A 17636-nucleotide genomic window follows, 5' to 3' on the forward strand; every position below is an offset into this window, starting at 1 on the left:
GCTCCCTCGGCCTCCGCCGGACCGGCGGAGCCTGAACCCTCCCGGGAGGGGTTCGGAACGGGGGACGGACGAAGCCACGGCATGGCTGATGCGTCGCCACAACAGTGTGGCGAAATTAATACGAATGGGGCACGGCCCTGCGTAGGAACTGCGCAGATCCACGACCCGGACGTGGACGCTTACGACCCGGCCCGCCCCTGTCGCGCTTTCCGCACTCCGTCCGATCGACGGAGCGAGAAAATACATTATCCTCTTTCGTAACCGCACCCAGAGATCAGAATGTCCAATACGCCCGTCTTCGCCTCGGCCGCCGTCGCAGCGCCCCATCGCCTTGCGGCCCAGGCCGGACAGCACGTCCTGGCGCAGGGCGGCAACGCGATCGAGGCGATGACCGCGATGGCGGCCGCCATCGCGGTGGTCTACCCGCACATGAACGGCATCGGCGGCGATGGCTTCTGGCTGGTGCGCGAGCGCGGCGGCCGCGTGCGCGGCATCGAAGCCTGCGGTCCGGCCGGGCGGAACGCCACGATCCAGCGCTATCGCGAGCAGGGCTACGAGATCCTGCCGTCGCGCGGACCCGACGCAGCGCTCACCGTGGCGGGTGCGATCGGCGGCTGGCGCCTCGCCCTCGATCTCTCGAAGGCCCTGGGCGGCCGCCTACCGCTATCCACCCTGCTCGCCGACGCGATCCGACATGCGCGCGACGGTGTCGCCGTCTCTCCTTCGGAAGCGCGCTACGTCCCGAAGGAACTCGACACGCTCCACGACCAGCCCTACTTCGCCGAGACTTTCCTCGACGGCGGCCAGCCCTTCACGGCCGGTGCCATCCGCAAGCTGCCGGCGCTGGCCGCCACCCTGGAGCAGCTGGCCCATGCGGGGCTCGACGACTTCTACAAGGGCGACCTCGGGCGCGAGATCGCCGCCGACCTCGACCGGCTCGGGACGCCGGTGACCCGGGCCGACCTCGAAGCCTATGCACCCCGGGAGCGTGCGCCGCTGTCGATCCGTCGGCGGGACGCCACGCTCTACAACTTTCCGCCGCCCACGCAGGGCATCGCCGCGCTGCTGATCCTCGGCATCTTCGACCGCCTGCGGATCGACCGGCCCGAGACCACCGCGCATTACCATGGGCTGATCGAGGCGACGAAGCGCGCCTTCGCGATCCGCGACCGGATCGTCACCGATTACGACCGCCTGGCGGTCGACCCCGCGAGCTTCCTGACGCCGGAGCGCCTGGATCGCGAGGCGGCGCAGATCGACATGCGCCGGGCCGCGAGCGTTCCCCTGCGCAATCCCGGCGAGGGCGATACGGTGTGGATGGGCGCCATCGACCGCGACGGCCTCGCGGTGTCCTACATCCAGTCGATCTACTGGGAGTACGGCTCCGGCATCGTGCTGCCGAAGACCGGCATCCACTGGCAGAACCGCGGCACCTCGTTCTCCCTCGACCCCAAGGCGGTGAACCCGCTGGAGCCGGGACGCCGGCCGTTCCACACCCTGATCCCGGCGCTGGCTAGCTTCGACGACGGCCGCGTGATGGCCTACGGAAGCATGGGCGGCGACGGGCAGCCGCAGTTCCAGGCGCAGATCTTCGCCCGCTACGCCGATTACGGGATGGACCCGGCCGCGGCGGTCGACGCGCCGCGCCTCCTCTACGGCCGCACCTGGGGGGCGGAGTCGCTCACCGTGAAGGTCGAGGACCGGTTCGATCCGGCCTGCATTGCCGAGCTGTGCAAGCTCGGCCACGCGATCGAGGAACTCGGGGGGGCCTATATCGACTCCCTCGGCCATGCCGGCATGCTCGTGCGCCATCCAAGCAATGGTTCGATCGCGGCGGTGCACGATCCAAGATCCGACGGCGGATCGGAGGGGCTGTAACTTCCGCTGATCTTCACGGTCGGGTTGCACCGGAAAGCCAAACAGAACAAAGACTTGGCATCATCCTTGCGAAGGGTCGTCCATCGCAAGGAGCGAATAATGGATACGACTCTCTCACGCCAGCGCTGGCTGCAGCTCGGGCTCGGACTGATCGCCATGATGGCGATCTCCAGTCCGCAATACGTCTGGACCCTCTTCACCAAACCGCTCATCGCCACGACCGGCGCGACCTTGCCGCAGATTCAGTGGACCTTCACGATCCTGATCGTGCTGCAGACCTTCTTCTCGCCGGTGCAGGGCTATCTGATCGACCGGTTCAGCCCCAAGCTGATGATCGCGCTGGGTGCCGCCCTCTCCGGCCTCGGCTGGGTGCTGGCTGCCAGGGTCGACACGTTGCTGGGCGTCTACGCCACCTACGGCCTGTTCTGCGGCCTCGGCACCGGCATCGTCTATGTCGGGATCGTCGGCCTGATGGTGAAGTGGTTTCCGGACCGTCGCGGCTTTGCCGTCGGCGTGGTCGCCGCCGGCTACGGCATGGGCGCCATGCTGAGCACCTTCCCCATCAGCGACATGCTCGCGGCCTCCGGTTACCGCCACACGCTGACGGTGTTCGGCATCGTGCTCGGGGCCATCGGCGCCCTGGCGGCCCTCGGCCTGCGCGCGCCCCGGGCCGGAGAGGTTCTGCCGGCCCCCGCCGTCAACCTCTCGACCTGCGTGCACGATACGGCCCCGAAGGTGATGCTGCGGACGCCGCTGTTCTGGCTGATGTTCGCCATGATGACGATGATGTCGACGGGCGGCCTGATGGTCGTGGCCAACTTCGCCTCGTTCGCCCGTGATTTCGGCGTAGCCGACGCGATCATCTTCGGATTCGTCGCCCTGCCCTTCGCCCTCACCTTCGACCGCATCACAAACGGCCTGACCCGGCCGTTCTTCGGCTGGGTCTCCGACAAGATCGGACGCGAGAACACTATGGGCATCGCCTTCGCGGCCGAGGCGGCGGCCATCGCCCTGCTGCTCGTCTTCCGCGAGAACGCCTACGCCTTCGCGCTCCTCTCCGGCGTCGTGTTCTTCGCCTGGGGCGAGATCTTCTCGCTGTTTCCCTCGATCCTCACCGATACCTTCGGCACCAAGCACGCCACGACGAATTACGGCTTCCTCTACATGGCCCAGGGCATCGGCTCGCTGTTCGGCGGCCCGATCGCGGCCTGGATCTACGCCGTGCAGGGCTCGTGGCTGCCGGTCTTCGCGATCATCATCACACTCGACGTGCTGACCGCGATCCTCGCCTATTTCGTGCTGAAGCCGATGCGCCGCCGGTGGCTCGACGGGAGCGCCGCCCCGGTCCTCGTGGGCAAGCCCGCCCTCGCCTGAGGCGCGGATTCAAACTGGACGATCGGAACGCGGACGGGGCAACCCGTCCGCATTCTGCTGTCGAGGCCCGTTCAGGGCTGTCGGGCGATGGGCCGCGGCGGTCCGCCCTCCGGCGTCACCCAGTCCTGCGCATTCCGGAGGCGCAGTCCACTCGCGTGCAGGCTCGATCGCCAGATCGGCGCCAGCGGCGTGAGACGCGGCAGGATGCGAAGCGCCACGCCCTCCGCCGCCAGCGCGGCGGGCAGGTCGCCGAGGGTCTCCCGACCATCCGGGACGACCGTACGGCGCGAGACCCAGGTGCCGGGATCGCCAGCCGGCTCGAACGATTCGAAGGGCATCCGGTAGCGCTGGATCGTGCCGGACGCGATCCGCTCGGCCCAGGCTTCCTCGACATAGGCGACGGCCCGGCCGGCGACGTCGCCGAACCACGCCCGCCGGTCCTCCGGGGTCGTTGTGGCGGTCGGCCAGATCACGATCCGGGGGCAGTCGCGCGGGAACAGGTAGAGTAGGCTGTGAGCCGCATCAATCGCCCAGACCAGCGGGCCGTTCAGCCAGGCCCGCTCCGGACCGCGCTCGATGCCGACCCGCACGGCGCGGGGGACGAAGACCCGGATCTCCGGGTCCTCGCTGAAGTGGAACAGCTGCGGGCGCGCCGCCTCCGGCCCGGCCCGGTCGCGCGGACTCACCGCGCGTTACGGAACACCTGCAGGTCGAGGTCGCGGACCTTCTTGCGCAGGGTATTGCGGTTCACGCCCAGGAGCTCGGCCGCGCGGATCTGGTTGCCCCGGGTGGCGGCCAGGGCCGCACCGATCAGCGGTCCCTCGATCTCGCGCAGGATGCGGTGATAGAGGCCGGGCGGGGGCAGCGTGTCGCGATAGCCGCCGAAATATTCGGCCAGGTGGCGCTCGACCGCCCCCGACAGGGTCTCGGCTTCGCCGCTCGGCTTGCGGGCGCCCGTCGCACCGTTCTGCTGGCTCTGGGCCAGGGGCAGGGTGTCGAGCTCGGCCTCGATGACGGGGCCGGTGATGGTCTCCTGCGGATAGAGCGCCGCGAGGCGCCGCACGAGGTTCTCGAGCTCCCGGACGTTGCCCGGCCAGCGGTAGCGCTTCAGCCGCTCCATCGCCTCGCCGTCGAGTTGCTTGCGGCTCAGGCCCTCGCGCTCGACCAGGATGAAGAAGTGGCGGATCAGGTCGGGCACGTCCTCGGAGCGTTCCCGAAGCGCGGGAAGCCGGAGCGGCACCACGTTGAGCCGGAAGAACAGGTCCTCGCGGAAGATGCCCTGCTGGATCGAGACCCGCAGGTCCTTGTTCGTGGCCGCGATGATGCGGACATTGGTCTTGATCGGCACCCGGCCGCCGACGGTGGTGTACTCGCCCTGCTGCAGCACGCGCAGGAGGCGGGTCTGCGCCTCCATCGGCATGTCGCCGATCTCGTCGAGGAAGAGCGTCCCGCCCTCGGCCTGCTCGAAGCGGCCGGCGGAGCGCGACAGGGCGCCGGTGAAGGCCCCCTTCTCATGGCCGAACAGCTCGGATTCGATGAGGTCGCGCGGGATGGCGGCCATGTTCACGGGCACGAACGGGCCGGTGCGGCGGCGGCCATAATCGTGCAGCGCGCGGGCGACCAGCTCCTTGCCGGTGCCGGACTCGCCCGTGATCATCACGGTGAGATCGGTGGGCATCAGCCGGGCGAGCGCCCGGTAGATCTCCTGCATTGCCGGCGAGCGCCCGACCAGCGGAATGTCCTCGTTGCCCGGATCGGTGCCGGCGGGCGCGGTGCCGCGCGGTCGGGACAGGGCGCGCCCCACGATGGCGATGAGTTCCTTCAGGTCGAAGGGTTTGGGCAGGTATTCGTAGGCGCCCCGCTCAGAGGCGCGGATCGCCGTCATGAAGGTGTTCTGCGCGCTCATGACGATGATCGGCAGCTCCGGCCGCACGCGCTTGATGCGCGGCAGCAGATCGAAGACGTTCTCGTCGGGCATCACCACATCGGTGATGACGAGATCGCCCGCGCCCTCGGCGACCCAGCGCCAGAGGGTGGCGCAGTTGCCGGTTGAGCGGACCTCGTACCCGGCCCGCGACAGCGCCTGGTTGAGGACGGTGCGGATGGCGGCGTCGTCGTCCGCGACGATGATGTGTCCGTTGGGCATGACGCGACTCTACAGCTCCGCGGACGATTCGCGCCCGTCGCGGGCGCTCGACATAGGGAGAAGAAGACGAAAGGTGGTCCGACGTGGGACTGGATCGCACTCGACGATCCCACCGTGATCGCCGATGATCTTGGCGACCAATGCAAGTCCGAGGCCGGAACCCTGCGCCTTCGTGGTGACGAAGGGGTCGAACAGGTCCGGCAGCAGGTCCGCCGAGACGCCGGGCCCGTTGTCGCGCACCGCGACCTCGATGGGCAGGCTGACGCGCTCGCGCGAGCCCGGCACCTGCAGGCGCAGGCCGGTGCGAAAGGCCGTCGACAGGGTGATCTCGCCGTCCACCGCGTCGGCCCCGATCGCCTCCGAGGCGTTCTTCACGAGGTTGAGGATCACCTGAACGAGCTGGTCGCGGTTGCCCAGTACCGGCGGCAGCGAGGGATCGTAGGTCTCGACGAAGCGGATGTGGCGGGCAAAGCCCGACTGCGCCGAGCGCTTCACCTGGTCGAGCACGCCGTGCACGTTGACCGAGCCGCGCTCGACGGGACGCTCGTCGCCGAACAGCTCCATGCGTTCGACGATGCGCACGATCCGGTCGGACTCGTCGCAGATCAGCCGGGTCAGGAGGCGGTCGTCCTCGTTGCCCGACTGTTCGAGGAGCTGGGCCGCCCCCCGGATGCCGGCGAGCGGGTTCTTGATCTCGTGGGCCAGCATCGCGCCGAGGGCGATCATGGAGCGGGCGGCGCCGCGGTGGGTGAGCTGGCGGTTCATCTTGTCGGCGATGGTGCGTTCCTGGAGCATCAGCACCACCGCATCCTCGTCGTCGCCCAGCGGCGTCGCGAAGACGTCGACGCTACGCTCCAGTCCGGAGCGCGGCTGCACCAGCTCGACCCCGTACTCGCTGACGCTGGCCCGGCGCCGGCGCACCTCCGCCACCAGCGCGATGATCGGCGAGGCGAAGGGAATGATGTCCGAGAGGCGCCGCCGCTGCATCAGCCGGGCGGAGTGGTCGAAGAACGTCTCGCCCGCATGGTTCACGTGGAGAATGTGGTCGTTGGCCCCCACCGTCAGCACCGGCAGCGGCAGGGCATTGATCACCGCCTCGTTGGTGGGTGCGGCGTCGGCCCGCGCATTGCCGTTCCGGCCCGGTGTCGGCTTGCCCGAGCTCATGCGGCCTCCCCCATGGTGTGCGGCATCGTCCCGTCGCGGCCGCCCGCGAAGGCGCGGGCCAGGAGCGCGGAGGCGATCTCCGGGTCGGTGGTCGTCAGGAGCTGCATTCGCGCCTCGGGATCGAGGCCGCCCCCGGCCTCGGCATAGGCCGCCAGATGTTTGCGGGCATGGCGCACGCCCATGCGCAAGCCGTAGAGGGCGAGCAGGCCCTGATAATGCTCAACCGCCAGGGCCGCCATCTCGGTGCCCGACAGGGCGGGCACGGGCCGTCCGGCGAGGCCGGCCGCGAGGGCGCCGACGAGCCAGGGCCGCCCCACCGCGGCGCGCCCGACCATCAGGCCGGCGGCCCCCGACCGCGCAAGGCAGGCGCGCGCCTCGGCCAGGGTGGTGATGTCGCCGTTGGCGATGACAGGGATCGCCACCGCCTCGACCACGACGCGGATCGCGGCCCAGTCCGCCCGGTCCTTGTAGAATTGCTGACGGGTCCGGCCATGCACCGTCACGGCGTTCAGCCCGAGCCCCTCGGCCCGGCGCGCCAGTTCCGGCGCATTGAGATTGGCGTGGTCCCAGCCGAGGCGCATCTTCACCGTGACGGGGATGCGGACCGCGCCGCGTACCGCCGCGAGGATCCGGGTCGCGCCCGCGAGATCGCGCATCAGGGCCGAGCCCGAGGCGACGCCGGTGACGACCTTGGCCGGGCAGCCCATGTTGATGTCGACGACGTCGGCGCCGTTCGCCTCGGCGATGCGCGCCGCCTCGGCCATCGGCTCCGGCGCGCAGCCGGCGAGCTGGACGATGTGGGGATCGACGCCGCTGCCCTCGGCGCGCAGCTGCGCCTCCTGGTCGCCGCGCGCCAGTTCGGCGGCCGCCACCATCTCGGACACCACCGCGCTGGCCCCGAGGCGGCGCGCGATACGCCGGACGTGAAGGTCGGTGACTCCGGAAAGCGGTGCGAGCAGGACCGGCACCGGCCGCTCGCCGCCGCTCGCCGGCATGTCTCGCGAGGCCTTCGATCCAGCGAGAAAGCTCAAATAATCATCAGCGCACATTGTGCTCAACAAATAGACAAAACGGCTCGCCACGCAAGCGATTCCGTGGATTTGATTTCAGCTTCTCCCGCGCTTAAACGACAGACCGCCCCAACGGCGGGTTGCCCAAGCCTTCGCATCGCGGACGCGCGGTGACGTGCCGGTGCGGGGATCCACACACCCGAAGCGCGGGAGCATACGCATGTCCGGCACCGCGTGGAATGCGGCAGCGGTGGTTGTCGCGGCCGGCCGCGGCATCCGCATCGGCGGGGACACTCCGAAGCAGTACCGGCGTGTCGGCGGGCAGGCCGTGCTGACCCGGACGCTGGCGGCGCTGGCCGCCCATCCGGGCATCGTCCGCATCCAGCCCGTGATCGCGCCGGACGCCGTCGACTTCTACCGCGCCTGCCTCGACGACCTCGACGCCGCCACCCGGGGCAAGCTCGCCGAGCCGGTTCCCGGCGGGGCCACCCGTCAGCAATCCGTCCGCGCCGGGCTCGAAGCCCTGGACGGCACCGATGCGCCGGACCTCGTCCTCGTCCACGACGCGGCCCGTCCGCACGTGGACGTGGACCTGATCGAGCGCGCCCTGGTGGCCGGACGCGACCACCGCGCCGCCGTGCCGGGCATCGCCGTCACCGACACCATCAAGGTGGTGGAAGACCTCGGCGACGGTACCGGCCGGGTGCGCGAGACCCCGCCGCGCGAGGGGCTGCGCGCCGTGCAGACGCCCCAGTCCTTCGCCTACGGCCCCTTGCGCGACGCTCATCGCCGGGCGGCGGAGGCCGACCTCCATGCCTTCACCGATGACGGGGCGCTCGCCGAATGGGCCGGCTTGGCCGTCGTCGTGTTCGAGGGCGACCCGCGCAACCGCAAGATCACCCAGCCGGCCGACCTGATCGAGGCCGATCGCGGCTTCTCCGGCCAAAACCCCACCGCCCTGAGCGAGGCCCATCCCATGACCACCTACGTCACCCGCCTCGGCACCGGCTTCGACGTCCACGCCTTCACGGAAGGCGACCATGTCTGGCTCGGCGGCGTGAAGATCCCGGCCGACCGCGGCGTGCTGGCCCATTCGGATGGCGACGTCGCCCTCCACGCCCTCACGGACGCCCTCCTCGGCGCCATCGCGGACGGCGACATCGGCACGCATTTTCCGCCGAGCGACGAGCAGTGGCGCGGCGCCGCCTCCGACCGCTTCCTGGCGCACGCGGTGGAACTGGTGCGTGCGCGCGGCGGCAAGATCGACCATCTCGACATCACGGTGCTGGCCGAGGCACCGCGCATCGGCGCCCATCGTGAGGCGATCCGCGCCCGCATCGCCGAGATCGCGGGCGTGCCGCTGAGTTCGGTCTCGATCAAGGCGACCACCACCGAGAAGCTCGGCTTCGTCGGCCGTGCCGAGGGCCTCGCCGCTCAGGCCGCCGCCACGGTACGGCTGCCCGAGGTCACGGCCGAGCTGAACGCCGCCGACGAGACGGCCGAGCGCCGCTCGTGATCGACGATGGCGCCCTGCTCGCCCGGGCGGAGGCGCTCGTCGCCGCCTATGCGGCGGCGGGGCTGACGGTCGCCACGGCCGAATCCTGCACCGGCGGCCTCGTCGCTGGGCTACTCACCGCGATTCCCGGCTCCTCGGTGGTGGTCGAACGCGGCTTCGTCACCTACTCGAACGCGGCGAAGTCCGAGAGCATCGGCGTCCCCGCCGAGCTCGTCGCCACCCATGGCGCGGTGAGCATGGCCGTGGCCCAGGCCATGGCCGAGGGCGCCCTGGCGCATTCTCATGCCCGTGTCGCGGTGGCGATCACCGGTATTGCCGGCCCCGGCGGCGGCAGCGCCGACAAGCCGGTCGGCCTCGTGCATTTCGGGCTCGCCGTGAACGGCGTGAGCGTCCGCCACCTCGAACGGCGCTACGGCGACCTCGGCCGCACCGAGATCCGGCGCCACGCCGTGGGCGATGCGCTGGGCTTGCTCGAATCGATCCTCGCACCGACGTCTTGAAACCGACATGCTGGCCTGACAGGTTGCAACCCAGGCCGAGTCGCTGCGTGCCGGGTTCGCCCTCGAACCGTTGGGGAGGCTGCATGACACCGGTATCGTTCGCCTCTCCGGCTCGTCCGCGCGCCGTGCGCCTGCCGGCCTGACGCTGCCGCCCGCCTGAGAGCGCCGCGGCCGTCCCCCCTCGATCCGTCATCCATTCCTCGGCCGGCCGTCTGCGGACCCGCGCCATCCACGGAGTCGGCGCCTGCCCCGCGCCGTGATCGCATCCCATGCTCCTCGATCGCCTCAAGGGCGCGGAGGCCTACCGGTCCGTCCTCGCCTTTCTCATCCACCAGTGGCGCAGCCGCCTGCCCCTGCTCGCCGGCGTCGTCGCGGCGATCGTCGGCGCGACCCTGGCCGACGTCTTCCTGCCCCTGTTCGCCGGTCGGCTTGTCGATGCCCTCTCGCATGCCGACCGTATGGCGGCCCGCTCGGATGCGCTCGCGGCCTTCGCGGCGATGGCCGGCCTCGGGCTCCTCACCCTTGGGCTGCGCCACTTGGCCTGGGCCCTGGTGGTGCCGTTGAGCCTCTCGACCATGCAGGCCGTGGCGCAGGCGGGCTTCCACCGGGTCCAGCGCCTCTCCACCGACTGGCACGCCAACAGCTTCTCGGGCTCCACCGTGCGCAAGGTCTCGCGCGGCATGTGGGCCCTCGAAGGGTTGAACGACACGCTCCTGCTGGAACTGCTCCCGGCCTTCGTGGTGCTGCTCGGCACCATGGTCCTGCTTGGCCTGCAATGGCCCGTCATGGGGCTGGTGATCGGCCCGGGCTCGCTGATCTATTTCGGCATCGTCGTGATGCTCGCCACCCGGGTCATCGCGCCCGCGGCCCAACTCTCCAACGTCTGGGATTCCCGCCTCGGCGGCGCGTTGAGCGACGCCGTTGGCGCCAACGCGGTGGTGAAGGCCTTCGGGGCGGAGGCCCGCGAGGATGCGCGCCTCGGCCGGCTGCTGGGCAAGTGGAACCGGCGCACCCACCGGACCTGGATGCGGATCACCTGGAGCATCACCGCGCAGTTCGCGCTGCTCCTCGTTCTGCGCACGGCCATCGTCGGGACAGCACTCTGGCTTTGGTGGACCGGGGCGGCGAGTCCCGGCGATGTCGCCTACGTGCTCACCACCTACTTCGTCGTGCACGGCTACCTGCGGGACATCGGCGGTCACATCAACCGTGTGCAGCGCGGCGTCAACGAGATGGAGGAACTGGTCGCCCTCGAGGCCGAGCCCTACGGCGTCGCCGACCGGGCCGGCGCCACGGCGCTCGCGGTTCGGAACGGAGACCTTCGCTTCGAGCGGGTGACCTTCCACTATGCCGGGCACGAGACGCCGCTCTACCACGACCTGTCGGTTCACATCCCGGCCGGGCAGCGGGTCGGCCTCGTCGGCCGGTCGGGCTCGGGCAAGACCACCTTCGTCAAGCTGGTGCAGCGCCTCTACGACGTCACCGGCGGCCGCGTCTGCATCGACGGGCGCGACGTCTCCGGGGTGACGCAGGCGTCGTTGCGCGCGCACATCGCCATCGTGCCGCAGGAGCCGGTGCTGTTCCACCGCTCGCTCGCCGAGAACATCGCCTATGCGCGCCCCGGCGCCTCCCCGGAGGCGATCGCGCAGGCGGCGCGCCTCGCCAATGCGCACGACTTCATCGCCCGCCTGCCGAAGGGCTACGCCACCCTCGTCGGCGAACGCGGCGTCAAGCTCTCCGGAGGCGAGCGCCAGCGGGTCGCGCTCGCCCGCGCCTTCCTGGCCGATGCGCCGATCCTGATCCTCGACGAGGCCACATCGAGCCTCGACTCGGAATCGGAGGCGTTGATCCAGGAGGCGATGGAGCGGCTGATGCGCGGGCGTACGGCCATCGTGATCGCGCACCGGCTCTCCACCGTGCGCGCCCTGGATCGCATTCTCGTCTTCGAGACCGGGCGCATCGTCGAGGACGGCACCCACGACAACCTGCTGGTTCGTCCGGACGGCCGCTACCGCGCCCTGTTCGAGCGGCAGGCCGGCGGGGTGGTGGAGGCGTGAGGCGCGTACGGTGTGTGCTCTTCGTGTGCAGCCGAAACCGGCTGCGCAGCCCGACCGCCGAGCAGGTGTTCTCGGACTGGCCCGATCTGGAGGTCGCCTCAGCGGGGACGGATGCCGCGGCTGACGAACCGGTCTCGGCGGAGTGGCTCGCCTGGGCCGATCTGGTCGTGGTGATGGAGAACCGACACCGGGCGCTACTGCAGCGCCGCTTCCGCGCGAGCCTGAAGCACGCACGGCTCGTCTGCCTCGACATCCCCGACGTCTACGGCTTCATGGACCCGGACCTCGTGCGGCTTCTGCGGGCTCGGGTGACGCCGCATCTGCGCTGAGGCTCAGGCCGCGCCGTAGACCCGCTTCGCCCGCGCTTCGAAGGCATCGGTGAACTTGCGGAAGGCCCGGTCGAACATCGTCCCCATCAGCATGCCGAGCGTTCGGCTCTTGAACTCGTAGGTGATGAAGAAGTCGACGGTACAACCGCCACCCTCGCCGTCCTTGAACATCCAGCGGTTCTCGAGGTGGCGGAACGGGCCGTCGATGTATTCGGCGACGATGCGCAGGTTCTGCGGATCGAGGGTGACGCGCGTGGTGAAGCGCTCGCGGATTGCCTTATAGCCGACGCCCATCTCGGCCACGAGCACCTCCGTGCCGTCCGCCCCCGGCTGGCGCCGCAGCACGCGCAGGGATTCGCAGAGCGGCAGGAAGTCCGGGTAGCGCTCCACGTCGGCCACGAGGTCGTACATCTGGCGCGGCGAGTGCCGCACCGTGCGGTTGATCCGGAATGAGGGCATCGAGACTCTAGGCGTTGGCGATGCGGGCGAGACGGGCCGCCTTCAGCTTTGCAAAATCCTCTCCGGCGTGATGGGAGGAACGGGTCAGGGGCGTCGCCGAAACGAGGAGGAAGCCCTTGGTGTAGGCGGTGGTCTCGAGGCCCTTGAACTCGTCCGGGGGCACGAAGCGCACCACCTCGTGGTGCTTCTTGGTCGGCTGGAGATACTGCCCGATGGTCAGGAAGTCGACGTCGGCCGAGCGCAGGTCGTCCATGAGCTGGACCACCTCGTTCCGCTCCTCGCCGAGGCCCACCATGATGCCGGATTTGGTGAAGATGGTCGGGTCGAGCTCCTTCACCCGCTGCAGCAGCCGCACCGAGTGGAAGTAGCGTGCGCCGGGGCGGACCGTCAGGTAGTTCCCCGGCACGGTCTCCATGTTGTGGTTGAACACGTCGGGCCGGGCCGCTACCACGACCTCCAGGGCGCCGGTTTTGCGCAGAAAATCCGGGGTCAGCACCTCGATCGTGGTGGCGGGGCTGCGCGCCCGGATCGCCCGGATAGTGCGGGCGAAGTGCTCGGCACCCCCGTCGGCGAGGTCGTCCCGGTCCACCGAGGTGATCACTACATGGTGCAGGCCGAGCTTGGCCACCGAATCCGCGACCTTGTCGGGCTCGCCCGCGTCGAGGCCTTCGGGCAGGCCGGTGCGCACGTTGCAGAAGGCGCAGGCCCGCGTGCAGGTGTCGCCCATGATCATGAAGGTGGCGTGCTTCTTCTCCCAGCACTCACCGATATTGGGGCAACCGGCCTCCTCGCAGACCGTGACGAGGCCGTGCTCATGGACGATCTTGCGCGTATCCTCCCAACCCTTCGAGCCAGGCGCCTTCACGCGAATCCAGTCGGGCTTGCGCTGGATCGGCTTGTCGGGCCGGTGCGCCTTCTCGGGATGGCGCGGGCGCTGATCGTTGCAGAGGAGGTCGAGGACGACGGCCATGACAATCCACGGGATTCGCCCGCGACAGGCCGGCGTACCCTCCGACTTAAGCCGTGACGTCCCCGTCCGCAAACCCGCCGCGACGGGATGGCGCGACAGGGGCTTCTGTTCGTCAGGTGCCGGAACCCGGATCGTCGAGACGGCTCCTCGGTAGTCTGTACGGCGGCGCTCGGCGGATGCCCGCCCTTCGCTTCTGGAATGCCGGAGGCTCCTAGGTCAGTCCGATACCCTCCCGGGCTCGGATGGAGCATCGACCGGCAGCAACGCGTGATAGATGGCCATCAGGTCCCGGCACTGATCGGACACGCTTCGCTTCCCGGACGCGCCGGCGGGCGGCACGGCAAGATATCGGTCCGGGTGCTCGTTCATGTCGGAGAAAACCCGGGTCAGACCGTCCCGCGAACCGACATCGACGACGAATCCGTTGACGCCTTCGACGACATCCTCGCCGATCGCGCCCCGGTCGCTGGCGACCACCCACAGGCCGCAGGCTATGGCCTCGCGCGTCACGAGCCCGAAGCTTTCTGGCCAGATCGACGGAGCGAGCAGGACATCGAGTCCCGCATAGAGGTCCGCGATCTGGTCCTGTGGCATGAAGCCGATGATGGTGACCGGCGTCGCGCCCCAGATCTCGGTATACGTGTCGCCGGCCGTCCGGCTGTGGTCCACGAGCGTCAGTTCAAGGTGGGCGAAGGCGTTCGTGCGCAGGGTCGTCTCGATCAGGGTAGCGCCCTTGTGCGTCGCGCGACCGCCGATATGCCCGAGGCGCACCCGTCCGCTCGGGCTCGGGCGGCGCGCGATGACGTTCTTGAGGCTCGGCATGCCGTTGGGAACGGATTGCGCGGTCCGCACGCCGGCCTCTCGGTAAATCCGGGTGAAGCTGTCCGACACGCACAACACGCGCTCGGCACCATCGAGCAGCCTGCCGAGCCTGCGCCGCCGCGCGACGGACTCCATCGCTCCGAAGCTGCGGTCGTGACGATCCACGAGCGGGTCCGGAGACGGATGATGCACTCTGCCATCCTCGTCGAGGAGGAACTGGAAATCCGAGATCCACCAGCCGTCGTGACAAGTGACGATGTACGGAACCCCTAGATCGGCGACGACCTCGACGGCCGTAGCCGTCAGGCGCTGGATGCAGTGGAAATGCACGAGGTCGGGATCGAACTGTTTCATCAATGTCTCGACCGCCGGCGCGATGGCATCGTTGAACGGCCGCCAGTCCATGTTCGCCTCGGCTGGCGTTCCGATCCTGAAGACCGGGATGCCTCGGTAGGCGTCGACCCGGGTCTGGTAAGTCGCCTCGGATTTGTCGTCCGACGCCAGAACCGCGAGGTCGAATTCGTCGGATGCGTGGTCGAGGTAGAAATCGACATTGTCCCGCACGACCCGCGTCGCGCCGCCGATCGTATGGGGCGGGAAGTATACGTTCACGATCAGAATCCGCCGTTTCCGGGCTGGGCGCGATCGCGCGACGCTGATTTCCCGAGGCAATGGGGGGCGCGGGGCCGGCGTCGTGAGGCGCACCGACGGCCCCGCGGAGATCCGAAGGGGCGGATGGGTGGGCGCAGGCGGGATCATCCGCTTTAGGATGTCCACTGCGGAGGCCAGCCCGTAGGTGCTGCGGGCCTTGCTCTGTGCCCGGTCACCGATCCGGTGCCTGAGGGCGGCATCGGAGGCGAGCGCTTTCAACGCTCTGGCCCAATCTTCGGTGCTCTCTGCGAAGACGCCGTCAACTCCATCGACCAGGACGTCCCGGTACGTGGCGGTCGGGCTGACAACGGACGGGATCGCGAACATCGCCGCCTCGAGCCACTTGATCTCGCTCTTGGCGTCCGTCGCGGCGTTGCGCGACAGCACCGCGATATTGATGTCCGCCCCGGACAGGCATTCCCAGTAGGAGGTGACATCGGCATTGAAGCCGACGCGGAAGATTCGGTCCCTGTACCGGTCGAACCGCGGATCGAGCGGCACGTAGCCGGCCAGGGCGAGCCGGATGGTGGCATCGTGCGCGAAGAGGTCGAGCAGAGCCGGAGCGACGATCTCGGTGAAATCCTGGCTGTGGGCCTTGGTCCCTGACCCGTAGAAGACGGTGACCGCGGAATTGGAGAACGGGTGTCGGGGATACGCGAGGAACTGTTCGTTCCGCGTGTCGAACCCGTTTCGGACGACATGGCACTGCCGCGACCGGACAAGCGGGCGGAGTCGATCGGCGAGTGCGCTCGTCGACGCCATTCCCACGTCGCATTGCTCGATGGCATACCGAAAGAGCGGAACCCCGGACTGTAGGCCGAGATACTCCTCCTGCTTGATCTGACCTTCGTAGGATGCAAGCGGTTCGGGATAGAACTCGGCATCGAAGATGAGATCATCGATATCGTAGACGGTGACCGCCCCGAGGGCGCGGGCGTACAGGATGGCGTGCACCACCGACGGCGACGCGGCGACGCGGTAGAAGATGACCGCGCTGGCTTTGTCGATGGCGGGCAATGCCGTGGAGATCTTCCATTGATCGATGATCTCGACCGTCCAGCCCCCTGCGAGGAGCTGCATCTCCTTTTGCTGAACGCGGTAGTAGGTGCATTGCGGAAGATCCTGATTGGCGATCAGCACCACGTGCCCGACGGACCGTCGCAGGAGCGTCGTCGGGAGCGGATCGCAGAGCCGTATCAAATCGGCGATACGATCGAGGACCCCTTTCATGACCCGGTCCGCCGCGCGCCGCTTCCCGGCACGACGGAGGGAGAACGCTTCCTCGCTGGTCCTTCGGAACAGATCGTCGATGAGGCCGTGCGCCATCGCGCGCCAAGCCGGAGATTGGTGCCACTCGGCGGCCGACGCCTCCAAGCACTCAATGGCATCCTCGAATCGTCCGGCCTCCTGCGACAGACCGTGCGCTGCATGGATATGACTCCAAAGCACCGATCCCGGCAGGCGGCAGGCGATGACAAAATCGGCGGTCGCCTCCTGACCCCGCCCCAGCATCGCCAGGCAGTCGCCTCTGCGGTGGTGCAGACGGCTGGTGCCGGGGTTTAGGGCGATCGCGCGATCGAACGCCTTGAGTGCTGTTGCGGCGTTTCCCCGGCCCAGGTGAAACTCGGCAATCCTTTCGAACAGAAGGTGCGCCCGCTCTCCGTCGAGAACCTGGATGTTCTGAGTCGGGAAACCGACGTCGATATAGTGCCTCAAAGCATTGAAGCGGCCGGGAAGGGGTGGGCGCGCGGTCCGGGCCGCGGCCTGGCGATAAGCCGCTTCGTCGAAGCAGGCCGGAAACTGAGCGTCGCCGAGCAGGTCGAAGAGGGCCTTGCGCTCATTGCTCTTCAATCCGAGCTCGATGCCATGGCTCAGCCAATCCCGATAGAGTTCGGCATCGGTCCCGGCGTGGGGAGGCGCGACCAGCTGCTGCCGATAGAAAGCCGGTTCGAACTCCTCGCCCAGGGCGATCGGGGCGAGGAATTCGAATCCTCGGGTCAGGAAGAGATACAGGCCGTCCATGCGGGAGAACGGCTTATGCGGAAGCCAAGCCTCGTTCAGGACACTGAACTCGTAGAGATTGAACTTCGCGATCCAATTCGGCGCCCCCGCCCCTAATACGCGGAGCAGATCGGCGAATGTGGGTGGAGCTTGGCTGGTGTTTCCGTAGAAAAACTCAAAATCACGCGAATGCAGGAATGATTTGTATTCTTGTTCCAGGTTTGAGAGGTCGACTTTATATTCGCGCTGTTCCTTTCTTCCAAAACGCAGATAATGCTCTGCCAGAGCCCAGGACTCGTGCATGTCGGCCAAGTCGCCATGCCGAACCTTGTATTGTGCCGGCACGAAGTCCTCCGGCAACGGACCATGTTCGGCCTCGAGCGCTTCGATCAGGGTTGCGGCATTTGGAAACCGGCCTTCCTGCCGTCCATGTCTCGCGTAGTGCCGGATGAGGCCCTGTTCGGAGTTGAAGATCGCTGTGTCAGGATAATAGGCGCGATAGAACTTTGGATCGAAATCGATCTTCCTAAGTTTGGTCTTGTACCGATAATTTTCTACTGAAAGATGGATCAGTCGAATTTGTTTACTGAAAGCATTTGTCATTTATCGCGCCGATAAGCTGTAAAATCTTACAATCACTCAAATATCTGAGATAAAGATGACTAAGCAAAAATCGCGCCGGACTATATAAGACAAAAACCAATTCAGGCATGTATACATCGGAATATGCGTCCCAGGTCTCTGCAGCTTTCACCCTTC

Annotated in this window: 13 protein-coding genes; 6 read left to right on the top strand and 7 right to left on the bottom strand. The window is 68.2% G+C overall.

Features of this window, described 5'->3' with window-relative positions; translation table 11 throughout:
- The first annotated feature begins 279 nt into the window (after positions 1 to 279).
- Positions 280 to 1878, top strand: coding sequence for a gamma-glutamyltransferase family protein (locus ACXJY8_RS11925; protein WP_463769117.1), 1599 nt, complete (start codon positions 280 to 282; stop codon positions 1876 to 1878).
- Between the two features lie 99 nt (positions 1879 to 1977).
- Positions 1978 to 3252 carry an oxalate/formate MFS antiporter gene (gene oxlT, locus ACXJY8_RS11930; RefSeq protein ID WP_463769119.1) on the top strand — a complete coding sequence of 425 codons (1275 nt, stop codon included), beginning with the start codon at positions 1978 to 1980 and terminating at the stop codon, positions 3250 to 3252.
- A gap of 71 nt (positions 3253 to 3323) precedes the next feature.
- On the opposite strand, the gene ACXJY8_RS11935 is transcribed toward oxlT, so the two are convergent.
- From ACXJY8_RS11935 to dusB, 4 genes are read right to left on the bottom strand one after another with little or no spacing between them, the layout of a single operon-like run.
- Positions 3324 to 3938: a DUF6886 family protein gene (locus ACXJY8_RS11935; protein ID WP_463769121.1), complete on the bottom strand. Its 615-nt coding sequence runs from the start codon at positions 3936 to 3938 to the stop codon at positions 3324 to 3326.
- Complete coding sequence (gene ntrC / locus ACXJY8_RS11940) at positions 3935 to 5398, bottom strand: nitrogen regulation protein NR(I) (RefSeq protein ID WP_463769123.1); 1464 nt, start codon at positions 5396 to 5398, stop codon at positions 3935 to 3937. Before ntrC ends, ACXJY8_RS11935 begins: the two co-directional genes overlap by 4 nt.
- Before the next feature lie 9 nt (positions 5399 to 5407).
- Positions 5408 to 6562 carry a two-component system sensor histidine kinase NtrB gene (locus ACXJY8_RS11945; RefSeq protein ID WP_463769125.1) on the bottom strand — a complete coding sequence of 385 codons (1155 nt, stop codon included), beginning with the start codon at positions 6560 to 6562 and terminating at the stop codon, positions 5408 to 5410.
- Positions 6559 to 7611, bottom strand: coding sequence for a tRNA dihydrouridine synthase DusB (dusB, locus tag ACXJY8_RS11950; protein WP_463769127.1), 1053 nt, complete (start codon positions 7609 to 7611; stop codon positions 6559 to 6561). Before dusB ends, ACXJY8_RS11945 begins: the two co-directional genes overlap by 4 nt.
- A gap of 181 nt (positions 7612 to 7792) precedes the next feature.
- Between dusB and ACXJY8_RS11955 the strand changes: the two genes are divergently transcribed.
- The 4 genes from ACXJY8_RS11955 to ACXJY8_RS11970 all read left to right on the top strand — a co-directional run bounded on the left by ACXJY8_RS11955 (position 7793) and on the right by ACXJY8_RS11970 (position 11974).
- A complete protein-coding gene (locus ACXJY8_RS11955; protein WP_463769129.1) occupies positions 7793 to 9088 on the top strand; it encodes a bifunctional 2-C-methyl-D-erythritol 4-phosphate cytidylyltransferase/2-C-methyl-D-erythritol 2,4-cyclodiphosphate synthase in 1296 nt (431 codons plus the stop codon).
- Positions 9085 to 9588 (top strand): CinA family protein, encoded by a 504-nt coding sequence (locus ACXJY8_RS11960; protein ID WP_463769131.1) that lies wholly within the window; start codon positions 9085 to 9087, stop codon positions 9586 to 9588. Before ACXJY8_RS11955 ends, ACXJY8_RS11960 begins: the two co-directional genes overlap by 4 nt.
- Positions 9589 to 9857: 269 nt before the next feature.
- Positions 9858 to 11645, top strand: coding sequence for an ABC transporter ATP-binding protein (locus ACXJY8_RS11965; RefSeq protein ID WP_463769133.1), 1788 nt, complete (start codon positions 9858 to 9860; stop codon positions 11643 to 11645).
- Positions 11646 to 11659: 14 nt separating this feature from the next.
- Positions 11660 to 11974, top strand: a complete 315-nt coding sequence (locus tag ACXJY8_RS11970) for a low molecular weight protein tyrosine phosphatase family protein (protein WP_463769135.1) — start codon at positions 11660 to 11662, stop codon at positions 11972 to 11974.
- Between the two features lie 3 nt (positions 11975 to 11977).
- Here ACXJY8_RS11970 and ACXJY8_RS11975 read toward each other — a convergent pair whose 3' ends face one another.
- The 3 genes from ACXJY8_RS11975 to ACXJY8_RS11985 form a co-directional block, all read right to left on the bottom strand.
- The gene (locus ACXJY8_RS11975; protein ID WP_463769137.1) at positions 11978 to 12433 is read right to left on the bottom strand and encodes a type II toxin-antitoxin system RatA family toxin; all 456 of its coding nucleotides are present in this window, start codon (positions 12431 to 12433) and stop codon (positions 11978 to 11980) included.
- Between the two features lie 7 nt (positions 12434 to 12440).
- Entirely contained in the window at positions 12441 to 13403 is a 963-nt protein-coding gene (gene lipA / locus ACXJY8_RS11980; protein ID WP_463769139.1) for a lipoyl synthase, read from the bottom strand.
- Between the two features lie 216 nt (positions 13404 to 13619).
- Positions 13620 to 17480, bottom strand: a complete 3861-nt coding sequence (locus tag ACXJY8_RS11985) for a glycosyltransferase (protein WP_463769141.1) — start codon at positions 17478 to 17480, stop codon at positions 13620 to 13622.
- Between the last annotated feature and the right edge of the window lie 156 nt (positions 17481 to 17636).

The organism is Methylobacterium sp. TK31 (assembly GCF_055361545.1).